Origin of the sequence: Duganella sacchari (assembly GCF_900143065.1) — a bacterium.
In the GTDB taxonomy this organism is placed as follows: Bacteria; Pseudomonadota; Gammaproteobacteria; order Burkholderiales; family Burkholderiaceae_D; genus Rugamonas; species Rugamonas sacchari.
In genome coordinates, this window is the sequence record NZ_FRCX01000009.1 from 27507 (window position 1) to 44686 (window position 17180).

Annotated in this window: 16 protein-coding genes; 3 read left to right on the forward strand and 13 right to left on the reverse strand. The window is 61.3% G+C overall.

The window, feature by feature from the left end:
- Positions 1-100: 100 nt before the first annotated feature.
- A complete protein-coding gene (locus tag BUA36_RS30025; RefSeq protein ID WP_167544318.1) occupies positions 101-625 on the forward strand; it encodes an acyltransferase family protein in 525 nt (174 codons plus the stop codon).
- A gap of 11 nt (positions 626-636) precedes the next feature.
- Entirely contained in the window at positions 637-1191 is a 555-nt protein-coding gene (locus tag BUA36_RS30030) for an acyltransferase family protein (protein ID WP_084560256.1), read from the forward strand.
- Positions 1192-1194: 3 nt separating this feature from the next.
- On the opposite strand, the gene galE is transcribed toward BUA36_RS30030, so the two are convergent.
- The gene (gene galE, locus BUA36_RS20120) at positions 1195-2205 is read right to left on the reverse strand and encodes a UDP-glucose 4-epimerase GalE (RefSeq protein ID WP_072787113.1); all 1011 of its coding nucleotides are present in this window, start codon (positions 2203-2205) and stop codon (positions 1195-1197) included.
- Positions 2206-2534: 329 nt separating this feature from the next.
- Between galE and BUA36_RS20125 the strand changes: the two genes are divergently transcribed.
- Complete coding sequence (locus tag BUA36_RS20125) at positions 2535-3743, forward strand: cellulase family glycosylhydrolase (protein WP_084560257.1); 1209 nt, start codon at positions 2535-2537, stop codon at positions 3741-3743.
- Positions 3744-3806: 63 nt separating this feature from the next.
- Here the strand turns inward: BUA36_RS20125 and BUA36_RS20130 are convergent, their stop codons facing one another.
- The 12 genes from BUA36_RS20130 to epsG form a co-directional block, all read right to left on the reverse strand.
- Complete coding sequence (locus BUA36_RS20130) at positions 3807-4919, reverse strand: glycosyltransferase family 4 protein (RefSeq protein ID WP_072787115.1); 1113 nt, start codon at positions 4917-4919, stop codon at positions 3807-3809.
- Entirely contained in the window at positions 4916-6028 is a 1113-nt protein-coding gene (locus tag BUA36_RS20135) for a glycosyltransferase family 4 protein (protein WP_072787116.1), read from the reverse strand. The genes BUA36_RS20130 and BUA36_RS20135 overlap by 4 nt, the downstream gene beginning before the upstream one ends.
- Positions 6025-7221 (reverse strand): glycosyltransferase family 4 protein, encoded by a 1197-nt coding sequence (locus tag BUA36_RS20140; RefSeq protein WP_072787117.1) that lies wholly within the window; start codon positions 7219-7221, stop codon positions 6025-6027. The genes BUA36_RS20135 and BUA36_RS20140 overlap by 4 nt, the downstream gene beginning before the upstream one ends.
- Positions 7222-7265: 44 nt before the next feature.
- Complete coding sequence (locus BUA36_RS20145) at positions 7266-8369, reverse strand: glycosyltransferase family 4 protein (protein WP_072787118.1); 1104 nt, start codon at positions 8367-8369, stop codon at positions 7266-7268.
- Positions 8370-8397: 28 nt separating this feature from the next.
- A complete protein-coding gene (locus tag BUA36_RS20150; RefSeq protein ID WP_072787119.1) occupies positions 8398-9441 on the reverse strand; it encodes a glycosyltransferase family 2 protein in 1044 nt (347 codons plus the stop codon).
- Positions 9438-10961, reverse strand: coding sequence for an O-antigen ligase family protein (locus tag BUA36_RS20155; RefSeq protein WP_072787120.1), 1524 nt, complete (start codon positions 10959-10961; stop codon positions 9438-9440). The genes BUA36_RS20150 and BUA36_RS20155 overlap by 4 nt, the downstream gene beginning before the upstream one ends.
- Positions 10961-12184: a Coenzyme F420 hydrogenase/dehydrogenase, beta subunit C-terminal domain gene (locus BUA36_RS20160; protein ID WP_072787121.1), complete on the reverse strand. Its 1224-nt coding sequence runs from the start codon at positions 12182-12184 to the stop codon at positions 10961-10963. The genes BUA36_RS20155 and BUA36_RS20160 overlap by 1 nt, the downstream gene beginning before the upstream one ends.
- Entirely contained in the window at positions 12162-13343 is a 1182-nt protein-coding gene (locus tag BUA36_RS20165) for a polysaccharide pyruvyl transferase family protein (protein ID WP_072787122.1), read from the reverse strand. The genes BUA36_RS20160 and BUA36_RS20165 overlap by 23 nt, the downstream gene beginning before the upstream one ends.
- A 4-nt stretch (positions 13344-13347) precedes the next feature.
- Positions 13348-14634, reverse strand: coding sequence for a lipopolysaccharide biosynthesis protein (locus BUA36_RS20170; RefSeq protein WP_072787123.1), 1287 nt, complete (start codon positions 14632-14634; stop codon positions 13348-13350).
- 80 nt (positions 14635-14714) lie between these two features.
- The gene (epsI, locus tag BUA36_RS20175; protein ID WP_072787124.1) at positions 14715-15398 is read right to left on the reverse strand and encodes an exosortase-associated protein EpsI, B-type; all 684 of its coding nucleotides are present in this window, start codon (positions 15396-15398) and stop codon (positions 14715-14717) included.
- A complete protein-coding gene (gene xrtB / locus BUA36_RS20180; RefSeq protein ID WP_072787125.1) occupies positions 15395-16306 on the reverse strand; it encodes an exosortase B in 912 nt (303 codons plus the stop codon). Before xrtB ends, epsI begins: the two co-directional genes overlap by 4 nt.
- Complete coding sequence (epsG, locus tag BUA36_RS20185) at positions 16306-17178, reverse strand: chain length determinant protein tyrosine kinase EpsG (RefSeq protein WP_072787126.1); 873 nt, start codon at positions 17176-17178, stop codon at positions 16306-16308. The genes xrtB and epsG overlap by 1 nt, the downstream gene beginning before the upstream one ends.
- Positions 17179-17180: the final 2 nt, after the last annotated feature.

Here is a 17180-nt window from a genome sequence, read left to right on the forward strand (position 1 = left end):
AATGTTACAATTTTTAAGATGTGCCGTCTGGCTCGCATTTATTATTAACCAGGAGAAATCTGTGCAATCAATTCCGGGGCGCCTGTCTATTGAGGCTCGCATGACTGAAACCAACAATCGGGCGAGCGGCTTCGATTATTTACGGCTGATCTTGTCACTTGCCGTTATCCTGTGGCACTCCTACGTCCTGAGCGAAGGGCGTGACGCAGCGCATGATTTATCGCAGTTTTTCCTCGTGCCGGTGCGCTCGATTCTGATATGTTTTTTTGCCTTGAGTGGATTCCTGGTTGCAGGAAGCTTGCTGCGATGCAAAACTTTATTCATGTTCCTTGGCTTACGCGTCGTCCGCATCGTGCCTGCGCTGTTCCTCGAAGTGACGATTTCCGCACTGCTGCTCGGCCCGTTGGTCACGACCGTCCCCCTGTCGACCTACTTCTCTTCACAGGAATTCCACAGCTACTTCCTCAACATCGCTGGCATCATCCACTATACGTTGCCAGGGGTATTTGAGACGAATCCATTCCCTAAAGTCATCAATGGACAACTCTGGACAATTCCTTGGGAACTGGAGTGCTATGTGGCATTGTCGCTGCTGTCACTTGTAGGTATCGTCGGACGCCGCTAAGCTTCGTGGTTATGCTGGTGGTAATCCAGGGCTACTTTGTGGCGCGCGGTCTGATGCGCCCCGATTCGACAGGCGACTTCGTACCAGGTCAGGCACTGATCATGGCTTTTCTTTATGGCGTGGCTCTGTATATCTATCGTGACGTCATCCCGTACTCGCTCACGCTGTTTGGCATCGCAGTAGCTGCAGCCATCGCCTTGCTCATCACCCAAAAAGGCGCCTATCTAGCGCCGCTGCCGTTGACCTATATCACCACCTATATGGGTCTACTCAATCCGCAAAAAGGCAGTTTCATCAAGAGCGGCGACTACTCATATGGCCTCTATCTATATGGCTTTCCGTTACAGCAACTGGTGGCGCATTTCGGGCCTAGCTTCCACCACTGGTGGATCAACTTCGGCCTGGCAATGGCGATGGGCTTATGCATCGCCTACTTCTCATGGAATTTCGTCGAATTGCCGGCCAGCCGCCTCCGCCCTTATCTACTGAGTCTGGAGCAGCGCTATATCTTGGGCCGCAACCGGCTGCTGAGAATGTTTCGCAGGCAGCAGGCCGGTCTGGAGTAACGGTTAAGCGAGGTTGGCGGCTGCGTGCGCTTGCCAGCGCCAAGTATCAGCACACATCTGCTCGATACCGCGCTCAGCGCGCCAACCTAATTCCTGCTCAGCAAGGCTTGGATCAGCATAGCACTGCGCAATATCACCGGCACGGCGCGGCGCGAACTGATAGGGAATACGGCGGCCGCTCGCTTGCTCAAAGGCTTGCACCATCTGCAGCACGCTGCTGCCGTTGCCTGTACCAAGGTTGTAGGTCAGCACGCCGCTGGCAGCCGCCAGCTTCTGCAGGGTTTTCACATGCCCCACCGCCAGGTCAACCACGTGGATGTAGTCACGCACACCCGTACCGTCCGGGGTTGCATAGTCATTGCCAAAGATCGACAACTGCTCACGCCGGCCATCCGCTACCTGGGCAATATACGGCATCAGATTGTTTGGTATGCCGTTCGGATCTTCACCGATCAGGCCACTTTCATGGGCGCCAACCGGGTTGAAGTAGCGCAGCAGCGCAATTTTCCATGTGCTATCGGAAACGGCTACATCGCGCAGGATTTCTTCAATCATCAGTTTGCTGCGGCCGTAAGGATTGGTGGCCTGCAGCGGGAAGCTTTCAAGAATCGGCACGGCGTGCGGATCACCATAGACCGTTGCCGACGAGCTGAACACGATGGTCTTGACATTGGCCTCGGCCATAACTTCCAGCAATACCTGGGTACCGTGCACATTGTAGTCGTAGTAGCGCAGCGGCTGCTGCACCGACTCGCCAACCGCTTTCAGGCCCGCAAAATGCACCACTGCATCAATCTGTTCGCGCGCGAACAGCGTGCGTAAGGCAACGCCATCACGCACATCGATTTCATGAAACTGACAGGGTTGGCCGCTAATCGCAGCAATTCGCTGCGCCACGCCGGCTTTGCTATTGACCAGGTTGTCGATGGCCACTACCTCATGTCCGGCCGCCAGCAATTCTATGCATGTATGCGAACCGATGTAGCCGAGTCCCCCAGTAACCAATATTTTCATGTACTTTCTCCGTTAATGCGCACCAACGGCCGCTTGCCGTCGCGTGGTATTTTACAATGAATTGTTGTGATAATATCTATCAAATAGCTATCAGACAAAGTTTTTGGCAAGCTTGCCGCGGTGCCAAAAAAAGATATCAATTACATTACACTTGCATCATGGAGGCAACAAATTTGCGTAAATTCGGTTGCCGTGCATTTGTTTGCGCGTAAAATAAGCGTTGCGCAAGTTGCTGTCTATTTAGCGATCTTGCTCCAAACTTTCCCGACGCGTGAACCATGCCCTGATGCCGGTTGCGTGCGTCCTCAACTTAACGCGGCGGATCTCCTATGAAAACTATTAAGAAACTTTTGCTGAGCGCCCTGCTCGGTATGGCCCTCACCGCTTCCGCAGCCGATTTCAAAGCTGGCACTGGCGTGTTCCTCCTGAATGGTAAAACCTTCTACGGCGTTGGCGTTAACTACCAGGACGCATTCCTGCGCCATGTCGAATCGGGCGGGAAAGACGTGAGCTGGAAAGCGGGCCTTGCGACCTTAAAGACCTACAATATCCCATTCATCCGCATCAATGCGATTGGTTTCTGGCCGGAGAACATTCAAAAGAATTACATGGCCAATCCGACGCAGTTCTATGCGCGCCTGGATGAATTCATGAAGGAATGTGCCGCGCAGAATATCGGCGTGATTATGGATATCTTCTGGAACTTCCCTGCATTCTCCGACATGTTGGGCGAACGCGTGCCAGCCTGGGGGGATACCAACAGCAAAACCCGCGTGCTGATGCGTAAGATCACGACTGAAATGGTTACCCGCTACAAAGACAATCCCGCGCTATGGGGCTGGGAATTTGCCAATGAAGCGACTGCGCTGATGGACCTTCCAGCCAGCCTCAACAACTATCAATGGATTCCCCGCTCGTCGACGGCGCCAGCCCGGACTGCCGCCGATAACTTCACCGTGGCCACCATCATGGATTCGCTGGCTGACTTTACCCGCACCGTGCGCGCCATCGACAAAACGCACCCTATCTTCAGCGGCAATGACCGTCCGCGTAACAATGCCTACCACCTGCCGACCAAGTGGGATCTTGACTCGCCGACGCAGTTCTCCAGCATTCTGTCACGCGACAACAATGTGGCCGACACCGTGTCGTTGCACTTGTATCCATATGGCGAGTTTGCTGGCTTCGGCGTTGACACAGTCAATCCAAGTGTTGTTCCCGGCAACTTTAATAACATCATTGTGGCCGCATTGGCGCGTAGCCGTCAGGTCGACTCGACCGGCAAGCTGATCGATCCACGTCCGCTGTTCATTGGTGAGTTTGGCACCAGCGACAAAGATCTGGGCGCTGCCGTCGCCAAGTCCAAGTTCTACGAAATGACCAGCACCATCATCGCCAGCCGTGTACCACTGTCAGCGGCATGGGTATTTGACTGGACAGCCCAGGAAGGCACTTACAATATTACCGCCACCAACAGCCGTAAATACCAGCTGGAACGCCTGAGCGAAATGAATCTGGTGATGAAGACTTGGAAGTAAGCCCGCAGGCTGCTTCGATACAAAAAAGGCCCGGTTAATAATAACCGGGCCTTTTTTCTTGGTTCACGCTGTTCCGCAAGCGCGGCGATACAGCGCATACGTCTGGCGCGCAATCTGCGGCCAGCTGTAGCGCTCGCCAACAAAGGCGCGCAGCCGGTCGCGGTAATCCGGCGCCAGCGGCTGTGCCGCCACCTGCTCCAGCGCGGCTGCCAGCGCCTCAATCTCACCCAGCGGGTAGTAGCGGATATCGGCACAGTCCACCGCCAGGTTGGCAGGGATGTCACTGGCCACCACTGGCAGTCCATAGCTCAACGCTTCCAGCAAGGCAATCGGCAACCCCTCATGCGACGACGGCAGCACAAACGCCCCGGCATTGGCATACAGCTCGGCCAGCGCCGCGCCGGTTTGGAAGCCGGTGCAGACCACGCCAGGCTGAGCGGCCGCAGCATCCAGCACCGACTGGGTGTAAGTATCTGGATGGTCCGACGCCCCTACCAGGACCAGCTTCCAGCCTGGCAGCCTGGCTTGCGCATAAGCCTGGATCAGATCCAGGTGGCGCTTTTCCGGCACAATGCGGCTCACCAGCAAGACATAACGGCCGGCGTCAAGGCCGAAGCGCGCCAGCGTGTCCCCGGCCGGCAGCAGCGCCGGCAGTTTGACGCCGTTCGGTATCAGCGCCGCATCCACCGCGTGCTTGCGCTGCACCAGCTCTTTGATCACGCTGGAAATCACGATCGCCTGCTGCGAATAACGCATCGACCAGCGTTCGCCCAGCTGCAGTACGGCGCGCGCAAAGCGCCCCCATTTCTGGCGGTCGTAATCCGGACCATGGTGGGTTGCCACCACGTTCAACCCCAGCAGACGTGCCAGCGGCGTGACGATGCCGGGGCCGATCGCCTGGATATGCAGCACGTCCGGCCGGCGCCAGCCGGCATACAGCACCGCCAGCGTGGTATGGATGATGGCTTCCAGGCCGCGCGAGCGCGGGCTCCACAGCGACTTGAAGCGTATGCCATTCCAATGGTCGCCCACGGCTGCAGGCTGGTAGGGCGAGCGCACCACGGCTTCGACCTCGCAGCCCAGCTGCACCAGTTCCGTTCCCAGCTGCTCGGCGTGGGTTTCCACGCCGCCCTGCACATTGGGAAAGCCGCGGATGCCGATGATCATCACCTTCATGGCGCAGGCGCCATGTCAAAGCGGGCGCTGACCTGGCGGGCCAGGCTGGCCCAGCTGAAATCAGTGGCCAGCCGCGCGCGTGCCGCCTGCCCCATCGCGTGCGCACGGGCCGGATCGGCGAGCGCGGCCTGAATTTGCTGCGCCATGGCGGCCAGGTCGTTCGGCGCCACCAGCCAGCCGGTCTCGCCCTGGATCACCAGTTCGCGGTAAAACAGGAAATCAAACACCACCGCCGGCAAGCCCATGGCCATCGCCTCCAGGCACGTGCCCGGCAAGCCCTCGTAGTAAGAGGTCGACACATACACCTTGCTGCGGCGGTAGTAGCCGGCCATCTCGGCAAACGCCACCTTGCCGGTCAGCGTGACGTTGGGCAGCGGGCCCAGTTCCGCCTTGACGTGCTCATCGTCATCACCGTAGCCCACGATGCAGATGCGGATCTGCGGCTGCTCGCGCACCAGTCGCTGGCACAGTTCGACCATTGGCCGGCTGCCCTTGCGGCGCTCGATACGGCCACAGAACAGCACGTCGATATCCTGGGTGACGCCCGGCGCAGGCACAAAGCGCTCCAGGTCGACGCCATTCGGGATGATGGCCATCGGCCCCTTGTAGCCGTAGCGCAGCACTTCCTGGCGGCCCTGTTCGGACAGCGTAATCACGCTACGCACGCGACGGAAAATGAAGTGCTCCATGCGCATCTTGATCCACAACGACAGCGCCCCCCACTGGCTCTGGAACAGCGGCTGCTCATAGTAGCGGCCCGACATGCCCAGATACGTGGTGTGCGCGGTCAGCAATACTGGCACCTCGCGCGGCAAGAACAGCCCGGGTATCAGCGGCGGGAAATGGAAGTTGATGCCGGTGATGGTACCGTCCGCGTACAGCTGGCGCAGCAGGCGGCGCACCTTGAGGCTCCATTCGATCAGACTGAAGCGGCTGGAAGTGATCGGAATGTGCATCATCTCAACACCCGGATAGCTCAACTCTTTGCGGTGCTCGTCGCCAGTCACCAGCAAGATCCGCTGGCCCGGCGGTAGATTAGACAAGTACGAATCCAAGTAGCGGGCAATGCCGCCCACGCCGTAAAACTGCGGATAAACAATGGCGATCATGCGCGACTCCCGAAAATGTGATGCAGGTCCGCCACCAGGCGTTCCCAGGTAAATACTTCCAGCACCCGTTCGCGGGCGCGCCGCGCGATATGATGCCGGTACTCCGGCTGGTCCAACAGCTTATCGACGGCCTCCACAATGGCAGCCGGGCTGTCCGGGGCCACCAGCACCCCCGTCTCGCCATCCAGCACCAGCTCCGGTATACCGCCCACCGCGCTGGCCACCATGCACGTGCCGGCGGCCATGGCTTCCAGCACCACCAAGCCGCTAGGCTCCTGCCACACCGAGGGCACCACGGCGATATCCGCTGCAGAGTACAAGTATTTGAGCTGGTCGTGCGGCAGATAGCCGGTAAAAATAATGGCATCCTTGACCGGCGCGGCCAATGCGATCAAGCTTTCCACGTAAGGCGTGGACGCTGCGCCGGCAAAGAACGACGACCCGGCAATCACCAGCCTGGTCTCGGGGCGGCGCGCATGCAGTTGGCGAAATGCCTCGATCAGCACGTGTACGCCCTTGATCTCAACGAGCCGTCCGACATATAGCAAATGGCACAGACCTGGATTACGTGGCAGCACAGCCGCCAAGCGTTGGCCGGCCTCATCGCCATAAGGCCTGAACACATCGGGATCGGTGGCATTGAGCACCACGGCAAATTTGCCTGCATGTTCAGGGAAGTGGCGCGCGGCCTGTCGCAGCAAATACTCGCTAATGAAAACCACGCAATCGGCCTTGCTCAATGCGCGCCGGTAGAACGGCCGGAACAGGCGGATCGACAAATGGTCGTTATGCATGTGCAGAACCAGTTTCTGACTTGGCTGCTTGCTGATGAAGAAGAGCAGATTGGGCTCATTGTGGATATTGATGATATCCACCTTCAGCGCCCGTACGGCAGCGCCCGCGCGGCGTCCATACGACCACACGTTCTGCAGCTTGGCGACATAGCGCAACGGATTTTTCCAGGTCACTCGGTCCTTCAGGCGTGCCCACCAGCGTTCAGCGGCGGTCCAGGGAATACCGATGTGATTAAGCGGACTGGCCACGCCGTCGCCGGCCGGCCGCGAAATGACCGTCACCTCGGTCTGCCCATCATGCATGCGCTCGAACGCTTCCTGCACCCAATGCTCCACAGCCCCGCCCTGCACCGCTGGCACAGGCAAAAGCTCTGGAACGACTACCGCGATAGACGCCAAGACTCACTCCCTCTTCAATTGATCAAACCAGTTGGGCCACCGACTCAGGCCAGCGACAGGTATTGTGCATGAGCCCGCGCGATGGTGGGCCACTGGTACTTGGCGCTCTTGTCGGCCAACTCGGCCGCATAGCGTGCATAGTCGGCGCGCATGCGCGCGATGGCATCGGCAAATTCCGCTGCTGGCTGCTTGCCTGCGGTAAGCAGTCCGGACCAGTCACGCAAGGTCTCGGCAAAATCGCCGATGTCAGTGGCGATGAAGGGACGGTCAAACGCCATGGCCAGCTTGATCACGCCGCTCGTGGTCCCCTCCAGATAAGGCAAGGCCACTGCATGCGCTGCCGTGAAGTAGTACTGGACGCGTTCAAACGGAATCATGTGATCGTGCAGGATGACGTTGGGTGCATCCTTGTAGCGGTCCAGCTCCGCCGCCGCAGCGGCTGGCAGGGTACTGCCCCGACCGCCTGCGACAACGAATTTGATGTGAGGCTGGTCGCGCATGAGCTCACTGGTATGCAGGAATTCCAGAATGCCCTTGCGCACATCGATATGGCCAAAGAACAGCACCACGAAGTCGTCCGGGCCAATGCCCGGCAACTCGGCCCGGGCCTGCTCGCGCGTCAGGGGCGCCAGGCGGAAAATGTCGTAGATACCATGCGGCACCAGCAGCGGTTCTGTATGCACGCCCATGGCGCGCAAGCCCTCGACGCTGCGCTCGGAATGCACAATCAGCTTATCGAAGCGGCGATAGAACCAGGCACACACCATGCGGCTCCATGGTTTGGGTTCGTGCGGCAGCAAGTCATGAATGGTGAGCGCCATGCGGATACCGAACAGACGCAGCAGCATGACGATCCAGCCTTCCAGCAACGGATATTTGAGCCAGGACTGCCACAGCACCAGTTCCGGCCGGGTTTTGAGGGTGTAGGCAATATAGCGCAAAATATCTACCGGATACTGGCGCGTGCGACGGAACAGGCTCGCATAGGGGAAGTTCACCTGGTAGCGGGCCGGGTCATAGCTGGCGGCAGTCACCAGGGTAACATCGGCCAGCTTGTCGAGCTCGCGGCACAGCGAAACTGCGTAATCGGTGAGGCCGCTGTTACCGGTAAAAGACACCACATGGATGCGGCGGGAAGAGGTCGTCATGGGAATATCCGGACTAAAAAAGACAGGCTCAGGTCTGGCGCTTGCGGGTGTTGAGGCCGCGCGGAGGCAAGCCCAGCAGTGCCACCAGCGACCATTTCATTTCAAAGAAATCGCGGCGCAAGGCTGCGCGGCCGAGTTCCAGCAGCATGCTGGCATACAGCAGCGGCAGGCGCGCCGGGAAAAAGCGGCGCGTGAACTTGACCCGGTTGTGCTGCAGATAATACAGCGCAGTGGCCGACAGCTTGCCGCGCGCACCGGTACCGATCGAGCCGCCTTCCTTGTGATACACCAGGCTATCCGGCGCGTAGACCAGCCGGTAGCGGCCCGCCGCACGGCGCGCCCAGTCAAATTCTTCGTAGTAGAGGAAGTAGTCCTCGGCCATCAGCCCCACATCGCGCAAGAAGGCATCGCTGACCATCATCGAGGCGCCAGCCACATAGGCCATGCGCTGTTCAATGGCAGCCGCATCCAGCGGTGCGGCCGCCGGCTGATTGGCAGCCAGCGGCGTGGAACGGCAGCGCCATGGATTGTAGGCGCTGCCGCCGGCCACCTGCACTACCTGCGCCGCATAATAGTGGCGCAGCGTCGAGCCGCCGATGCCGGCCTGCCGGTCCGCCGCCATGCGTGCCACCAGCTGGCCCAGCGAATCCGGTTCGACCACGGTATCGTTATTGAGCAGCCAGTAGTATGCAAACCGGCCGCTGGCCAGCGCATGGCGCAGGCCAACGTTGTTACCACCGGCAAAGCCAAAATTGCCGCCCGTGTCGATCAGCGTCAGCGGCACGTCGTGCGCCGGCGGCTGCAGCGCCTGCTCGGCATTCAGCCGGACATAGGGAACCGGCTTGGCCAGCGGTGTCGCGCGCAGGCGCTGGAAGCCTTCGGCGCCGCCCGCCTCCAGACGGCCTTCGGCCCAGGCCTGGATGTGTTCCAGCGAGCCGTCAGTAGACGCATTGTCGCAAACGATGACGCGGAAATCCGGGTAGTCGCTACGCAGCAGCGTCTCGAGGCACTCGATGGTGTCGACCCAACCGTTCCAGTTGAGCAGCACCACGGCTACCGGCTGCACACTCATCGCTGTCCCCGGTCTTCGCTGGCGCGCTGTTCCTTGAGCACCAGCAGCAAGGCGCACACCACCGCCACATAGAACAGATTGAACTCAATCGACAGCACCGCACGCGTGGCCAGCACGCCGATCAGCGACACTGCCAGCACACGGGCCATCAGGCGCGGTCCCGGATCGGTTTCAACAAAGGACAGTCGCAAGCCCATCGCGATAAAACCGATGAACACGCCAAGGAACAGCAGCAGTCCCGGTACACCGGAGTCCAGCGCCATGGTCAGATAATAGCTGTCGACCGACACGCGGCCCTTACTGGCCTTGAAACCAACCTGGTAGTTGCCCATGCCAGCGCCGTACCCCAGCACCGGTTGCTTCTCCAGCTTGGGCAACCCCATTTTGTACTGCATCACGCGGGCCGTACTGCTGCCGCGCTCATACACGTCACGTCCCTGCACCAGTCCGGCCACAACCGGTACTGCCGCCATCGCCAGCGTCACAATGCCAATCAGGCCGATCAGCGAAAGCAGGCCGCGCGCTGTAAAACCACCACGACCACGCATGTTTTCGATGAAATATAACACCAGCGTCAGTCCTAGCACCGCTGCACCAGTCAGAATCGCAGAGCGTGTCCCTGACAGCAAAACGCCGCCCATAATCAGCGCCAGTGCAGCCGAGCCAGCCACCTTGTAACGCTGCTGAGCACTGGAAAACAGCAGATACACTGCCATCGGCAATGTCATCATGAGGAACTCCGCCATGACCATCGGGTGCTCAAACGTCGATTGCACGCGATTGCCGCCGTCACGCAGCTTGTCCGCCAGCGCGGCCGCCACCACATCATTATCTGCGGGTACCAGCTTGGCAAACAGGTTGTGGCCAACCACACGTTCCAGACCACCGAGCAGCGCCACCACCATGGCGCCAGCCACCATCAGCTTCATGATCCAGGCCACATCGCGGCGGTCACGCAGGCTCGACATGGCGACAAAGAACACCACGTGGAAGTTGAACACGCTCCAGCCGAACTGGACGAATGAGTAGACCGGCAGCTCGGAGGCCAACGCACTGGCCAGGCGCCACAGCAGGAAGGCCAGCAGCAGATACAATGGCCAACCGCCGGCACGCCAGCGGCGGAAGAAGCGCTGCGACAGCACCGGCGAGGTAAACATCTTGTATACCCAGTAGCCCAGCAGTGTCAGCGTCAGCAGACGCTTGGGCTCGATGCCCGGCAAGCCGCCGGTACTGAACACCACGTACGACGGCCACAGCATCGAGGCCAGCAGCACGCCCACCACCAGCGCATTCAGGCGACTGGCCGGATCGTCGGTGCTCTTGGGCGCAGCCCACACCAGCACCAGCACCAGCGGCATCGACAGCACCGCCATCAACCGCACGGCCGTGCCCGGATCCAGGCCGATCAGCGCGCCGACCACGAACGCGGCCAGCACCACGCCCAGCACCACCATGGTGCCGACCAGCACCGAGGCCAGCTTGCCGCGCTTGCGCGAGGCGGAGAAAGTATAGGTACTCATTACATCCCCGACGGTTGACGGTTAAGGGCCAGACGTTTCACCATGCCCAGGAAGTTCTTGGCATTGGCTTTCAAGCCGCCCATCCAGGCGGTGCGCTGCAAGCGCAGGCGATGGTAGGCTGGCGCCGGCCGGCCCATCAGGCGCAGCGCCAGCACGCGCGCCAACACCATCTGCTTGCGGTTTTCCTGATACGGCTGCATCTTGCGGATTTCATCCACATCCAGCGGCGCGACCGACAGATAGCCTGCCGCCGTGGCCTCGGCCAGCAGCTGCTCGCCCTGGCCGGTGCGCGAGATCACCAGGCTGCGGCCCTCCTGTTCGGCAAAGTCGGGATAACCGTCCTTGCCATACCAGGCGTCCGCGCACACCACATCGGCGAACTCGCCGATGCCGTCCGGGCAGATCTTGCAGCGCGCCTGCAGGTGGCGGTTGAGCACCGTGCCCCAGGAGGTCGCATAATCGGTTTCGTGCACGGCGCCTGCGTGGGTTTCCACGCGCGTCATGCCGGGCCAGCCATTGCCGCGGTAGGCAAAGCTGCGCACCTCGTCCGGCTGCACGTCAAAGCGTTTCAAAATCGCTACCGTGCCCTTCATGCTGGGCACGCCCGCACACATGAACGACAGCATGTACGGCACTTTTTCATTGACCTGCGGATTGTGCTGGGCATATTTGCGCAGCGCTGCCACATCGCACGGCTTGCCGACAAACGCAAAGCGGCCCGGGCGCGCCAGCAACGCGTCGATGCCGGTCAGCGGCGCCGACGGCGCATAGCGCGAGCCGGCGTTCGCCAGCACTTCCGCGCGGTTGTGGCTGAGCTTGATTTCATTGATCAGCGGCTCGCTCAGCGAGGCGCCGATATGCAGCACGTAGTCGACCTTGCCGCTTTCCAGCAGGTAGCTCAGCAGCCCGGAAATGGCGCCGCCCGACGAGCCGCCATGGCGCAGCGCCGGGTCCAGCGCATAGCCGGTACGCACCGCCACCAGCGGCCCCCACAACGGATGGTAGCTGGCCGTCTCGCGCGCATGGGTCAGCCCCAGGCCCGGGCAGACGGCGCGCACCAGCGTGTCATCGGCCGGCGTCAGCGGCTGCAGCAGCACCGGCCGCAAAAAGCCGTGCTGGTTGAACGCCATCTTGGCCTTGCCGCCCGTGACCGACTGGCACAGGCCGCAGCCCGTGCACAGGCCGCCAGCGCTTATGGTCTCAAGCAACGGTAGTTTTGCCACGTAAATTCCTCAGCGTTTGTTCGACAAAGTCTTCGTAACGGCGCAGCTTGATATCGGCAATCGCATTGCCGCGGTCCACCGCCTGCTTGAGCTCGGCGCGCTGTTCCAGCCCCTTGAATACCAGGTCCAGAATCTGCTCGGTGGTGGCGGCTTTGCAATCGCCGTAATGGGGATATTCTAGCGCGGTAAACAAGCCGTTGAACTTGCGGCTGTAGGCCAGCGGCACTACTGGCACACCGCTCGAGAACGCCGCGATGCACGCATGCATGCGGGCGCCGGTAAAGAAGTCCATGCCGGAAATGAAGGACTTGGCTTCGCTTGGCGAACCGAAGCGCGGCGCCAGGCGCAATGCCGGATAGTCCTGCTGCAGGCGCTGCGACACCAGGTAGTCGTCTTCCACCGGCAGATCATGCGCCAGCACGTGCGGCACCAGCCAGACGTCGCAGTCGCCGCGCGCCAGCAGGCGTTCAATCATCTGGCGCGTCATGGCGGTGTAGTCGAGGCTCAGGCCCAGTTCGTTGGCGCCGGTATAGCCGCCGTTGTACAGCAGGCCGGAGACGTTGATGCCGACCTGCAGGCGCTCGCCGGCGCTGCGCTGCGGGCGCTGGAACGGCAGGCGGAACGCCACGTCCACCACCTCGTCGGCGTGCGCGGTCAGACCATGCTCGCGCAGATAGCCAAACGACAGGCCGTCACGCGCAAACACGCGGCGGCAGCGGCGTATCACCGCATGCGCCATCAGGCGGCTGACCGGACGCTCGAACGGGCCGATGGTTTGCGGGCTCAGTACCAGCGGACGGCCCTTGAGCAGCGCCACCGATTTGGCAAACACCTGCATGCGCAGGCGCGCCATGCCGTAGATATCGGTAAAGCTGTCGCCTTCGCCGATATCAAACACCACGTCGCACTGGCCGATCTGCGACGGGAACGGCGAGATGCCGGCCAGCGTGCGCTTGATCGAAATCGGCACACCGGTTTCCAGCTGCAGGTCGCCGGCAAAGTAGTTCATGCCGCCGGTGGTGCCGAACACGCGGAATTTCACCTCCACGCCGGCGCGCACGGCCGCCTGGCGAATAATCGCGATTTGCGATTCGGTCAGTGCGCCCACCCCGAGGTTGTCCGAGGAGGTCGAGTGCCATAACAGTCCGATAAGTAGCATAGTTTTATATTCGCAGTAAAAAGAGCGCGACGCCCAGCACGCCGCAAGTCATACCCAAAGTCACCGTGTTGAAACCGGAAGGAACGCGCCGGCGCCACAGCGCCGCCCCGTAAATCACCAGCAGTGCCGCCGCCGCCAGCGACAGCGACATCAGCATGCCGGCCAGCCCGTAGCGGCCGATCAGCAGCGGCGCACTGCCCGCCAGCAACGCCAGCGCGGTCATCTGCGCCCACACGCGCACCTTCTGCGCCCCGCTCGCCGTCAGCAGCACCCCTTGCGAGGCGGCCACATAGCGCAGCAGCATGAGCAGGCCGATGTAAGGCCACAGCGGGACCAGGTCAGCGTAGCGGTTGCCATAGACCAGCGACGACAACGTGCCGCCCAGCACCCCAAAGCCGATCCAGCCTGCCACGCCCATGCCCAGCATTTGCAGATTGAGCTTGGCCGACAGACGCTTGAGCTCGTCCGGCTGGTCCAGCTTGTTGGCCAGCGCCGGCAGGAACACATTCCCCAGCACCGGTGCAAACTGCATGGCGCCTTGCAAGAAACGCATGCCGGCCTGATAGATGCCGACTCCCGCCGGCCCCAGATAGTGATTGACGATCAGCGTGTCGACCTGCTGGAAGAAACTGGTAAACCCCAGATCCACCGCGTAAGCGAAGCTGTCGCGCAAGGTGGCCAGCGCGCTGCCCAATCCCAGCCCGCGCCACGCCATGGCGCCGAGGATACGGCGGTAGCTGTACCACGACCACAGCAATCCTACCAGCCGCGAGGCAACAAAGCCCACACCGATGAGCATCAGGCTGGCGCCGGCCATGGCCAGCGCACAAATCAGCACGAAGTGCACCAGCGAACTGAACAGTGCAACCTTGGTCTCTTCATGGAATTTCCCAACGCCGCGGAACGCCACCAGGAAGAAATCGGCAAACGAACCCAGCATCGAGGCCGCCAGCAGCAAGCTGAAAAACAGCGCATCGCCGCGGCGCGCCGGCAGCAGCGCAAAATACAGCAGCACCAGCACCACCACCACCACGCTCAGCAACAGCTTGGCAACAAAGATGCGCCCCATGATATGCGGCAGGTCGGACGGCGCGCGGCCGATCTCGCGCAGCATCTGCGGCCCGAAGCCGTACTCCAGTGGCAGCAGGAACACCGACGCCAAGGTGAAATTGTAAAACAGCCGGCCGAAGTCTTCGGGGCCAAACAGCCGTGCCAGTGCAATGAACAGCACCAGCGACGACAGCAGGCGCACCAACGTCGACGCGGCCATGAAACCGGTATTTTTTAACATCTACTTTCGCCTATTCCAGGATATTTCCAACGCCGGCCCCCCTCAGTCGGCGGCGGCGGGGCCAGCAGGCCCCTCTCCCCTCAAGGCGCGCCGGAGCCGATCAGGCGCTTGCGGCCATTGTCGCTGACATTGGCCAGCATGTCTGTCACGAAACGCTGCTGAAGCGCGTAGGCGTGCTGGCGGTCGGTGTCAATGCTGGACACGCGCACCAGCATGCCGTCCGGCACCTGGCCCGCCAGGCCGTAGCGCAACTGCTGCAACTTCTGGCTCAGGCCAGGATCAATCGCATGCTCGCCGATCGTGATCCAGTAGGTAATCGGCTCAATCCGGTTCCCCTGGCTGGCCACCAGGTGGCGTACCGGCAGCGTGCCGTATGCGGTCGGCAGCTGGCCCAGCTGATTGTGGTCCATATTGAAGCCCTGGGCCACGTAACATACTTCCGGCCGGTGCACCGCCATGGTGTTGCTCTGGTCGCCGCCATAGGCGATCGACAGCATCACGCGCTCGCCGCCGCGGTTGATATACGTACGCGACAGGGTCTGGTTGTAAATCAGGTTCAGCTGGGCCTGGGTTGCCGGGTCCACCTGCAACGGCACCACCGTGGTATCGACTTCCCAGTCGGCAAACTGGTTCGGCACCAGGGCGTCCAGATTGAAGCGGCCCTTCTGGTCCGCCATATTCACGGTCGGTGTCAGGGCCCGGGTGGCCACCGCAGTGGCCAGCATCGCCAGCCCCAGGATCACACTGGTAATGGTCTTGTTCATGCAGTCCCCTTGGCGCGACGCGCATCCCATGACTTGGCCAGCCACATCAGCAGCGTATCCAGGCTGACAATCAGCATCAGGGCACTGATGAACAGCACCATGCCGGCAAAGCCGTGCAGGAAGCCCTGGCCGGCGGCGTCACCGAAGTAATAGGTGATCAGCACCAGCACCATCACGCGGATCACGTTGGCGATAAATGAAATCGGAATAATCAGCAGCGCCAGCGTCACATTGCGGAAGCCCACCGTGGTGCGCGCGACGTTCAGGTACAGCAGCCCCAGCGCTTCCAGCGTGAGCAGCGTCTGCAAGCCGGCGCAGGCGTCCGCCACCAGCAGCTGGTACTGGCCAATCTGCAGGATCACGCCGGTGCGGGCAATCGGGTAGCCCACGGCATACAGCAGGGTTTCCGTGACAAACGACACCGCCAGCTTCATCGGCAGCGTCAGCATGCTGACGATCTCGCCAGGCAAGGGGATCAGGAACAGCATGAAAAAGAACGGGAACCACAGCACGCGCAACGCCGTCCAGCCACGCATCACCAGCAAAATGGCCGCGCTGATCAGGATGAAGGACGCCATGGCAAACGACATGATCTGCTGCGAGCGGCCAAAGATGTACAGCAGCGCGCCCAGCGCAAACAGCGGCCAGCCCCAGGCGGTGCCGGGCCTGCCGTCGGTCAGTTCGCGCAGCTTGGGCCAGCCGCGGTACACCAGCCACAGCGACAAGGCCAGGATGATCGGACCGTGGGCCTGTTCTTCGGTTGCCCACATGCCGTGCACCAGGTCATACAGCAGCGGCAGGAACAGCAGCAGCAGGCCGGCCAGGGCACCGCCCCACTCCAGCAGCAGCGGGCGCAGATTACGCTTGGCTGGCGCCGGTACCGGCTTCAGTTGGGCGTCTGGCATCATCAGAAATCAACCATGACAGCGCCGACCACTTTGGCGCCACTATGCGACAGCTGTTCGGTCATGGCATTGATGTCGGCCACCAGCGTATGGTTTTTACGCGCCACCAGCAGCACGCCGCCCACGCGCGCGGCAATCGCCAGCGCGTCGGCGCCGACCGAGAACGGCGGCACATCGTACAGCACGATGTCGTGCTGGGCTTCAAGCTCGGTGCTCATATTGCGGAACGAGGCGCGGCTCAGCAGCTCCTGCGGGTTCGGCGGCAAGGTGCCGGCCGACAGCAGCGACAGCGACAGGAAGGCGGGAATGCGCGAAATCGCATCCAGGCCGGCACGGCCGGCCAGTGCATCGGACAAGCCCTGGCGCGCACCGGTGTTAAACGTGGTGTGCTGCGACGGCGTGCGCAGGTTGGCATCCACCAGCAGCGTGTTTTCGCCAAGCTGGGAGAACACAATGGCCAGGTTGGCGGCAAAGGTGCTGACGCCATCGCCGCCATTGATGCCGGCAATCGCCAGCGATTTATGGCTGGCGAACCAGCGCAGCATCAGCTGGCTACGCACGGCGCGCAGGGTTTCCACCTGGGCGCTGAACGGCTCATAGGCCGCCACCAGCAGCGGCGAGAAGCTCGATTCGCCTTTTTGCAAATAGGGATAATCAAACTGGCGCGCCAGCACTTGCTGGATGTCGGCCTCGGTAATCAGTCCCAGGCGCTGGGCCGCTTCGCCGAAGCGGATCCCCAGTTCCTTTTGCATGCGCAGCACGCGTTCGGCGTTTTCGGGCGAGATCTTGCCCGATTCCAGCAGCAGGCCGCCAATGCTGGAGTCGCTGCGGCCGCCGGCTTTGGCTACAGGAGTGGAAAGAACGCTAGAGTTCATAG

Excerpts from the sequence above, each read along its gene's own strand:
- BUA36_RS20130 (WP_072787115.1), bottom strand. The coding sequence starts at position 4,919 with ATGAAGGTGATGATCATCGGCATCCGCGGCTTTCCCAATGTGCAGGGC.
- BUA36_RS30025 (WP_167544318.1), top strand. The coding sequence starts at position 101 with ATGACTGAAACCAACAATCGGGCGAGCGGCTTCGATTATTTACGGCTG.
- BUA36_RS20170 (WP_072787123.1), bottom strand. The coding sequence starts at position 14,634 with ATGTTAAAAAATACCGGTTTCATGGCCGCGTCGACGTTGGTGCGCCTG.
- epsG (WP_072787126.1), bottom strand. The coding sequence starts at position 17,178 with ATGAACTCTAGCGTTCTTTCCACTCCTGTAGCCAAAGCCGGCGGCCGC.
- xrtB (WP_072787125.1), bottom strand. The coding sequence starts at position 16,306 with ATGATGCCAGACGCCCAACTGAAGCCGGTACCGGCGCCAGCCAAGCGT.
- BUA36_RS20155 (WP_072787120.1), bottom strand. The coding sequence starts at position 10,961 with ATGAGTACCTATACTTTCTCCGCCTCGCGCAAGCGCGGCAAGCTGGCC.
- BUA36_RS20145 (WP_072787118.1), bottom strand. The coding sequence starts at position 8,369 with ATGACGACCTCTTCCCGCCGCATCCATGTGGTGTCTTTTACCGGTAAC.
- BUA36_RS30030 (WP_084560256.1), top strand. The coding sequence starts at position 637 with ATGCTGGTGGTAATCCAGGGCTACTTTGTGGCGCGCGGTCTGATGCGC.
- BUA36_RS20150 (WP_072787119.1), bottom strand. The coding sequence starts at position 9,441 with ATGAGTGTGCAGCCGGTAGCCGTGGTGCTGCTCAACTGGAACGGTTGG.
- epsI (WP_072787124.1), bottom strand. The coding sequence starts at position 15,398 with ATGAACAAGACCATTACCAGTGTGATCCTGGGGCTGGCGATGCTGGCC.
- BUA36_RS20135 (WP_072787116.1), bottom strand. The coding sequence starts at position 6,028 with ATGATCGCCATTGTTTATCCGCAGTTTTACGGCGTGGGCGGCATTGCC.
- BUA36_RS20165 (WP_072787122.1), bottom strand. The coding sequence starts at position 13,343 with ATGCTACTTATCGGACTGTTATGGCACTCGACCTCCTCGGACAACCTC.
- BUA36_RS20125 (WP_084560257.1), top strand. The coding sequence starts at position 2,535 with ATGAAAACTATTAAGAAACTTTTGCTGAGCGCCCTGCTCGGTATGGCC.
- galE (WP_072787113.1), bottom strand. The coding sequence starts at position 2,205 with ATGAAAATATTGGTTACTGGGGGACTCGGCTACATCGGTTCGCATACA.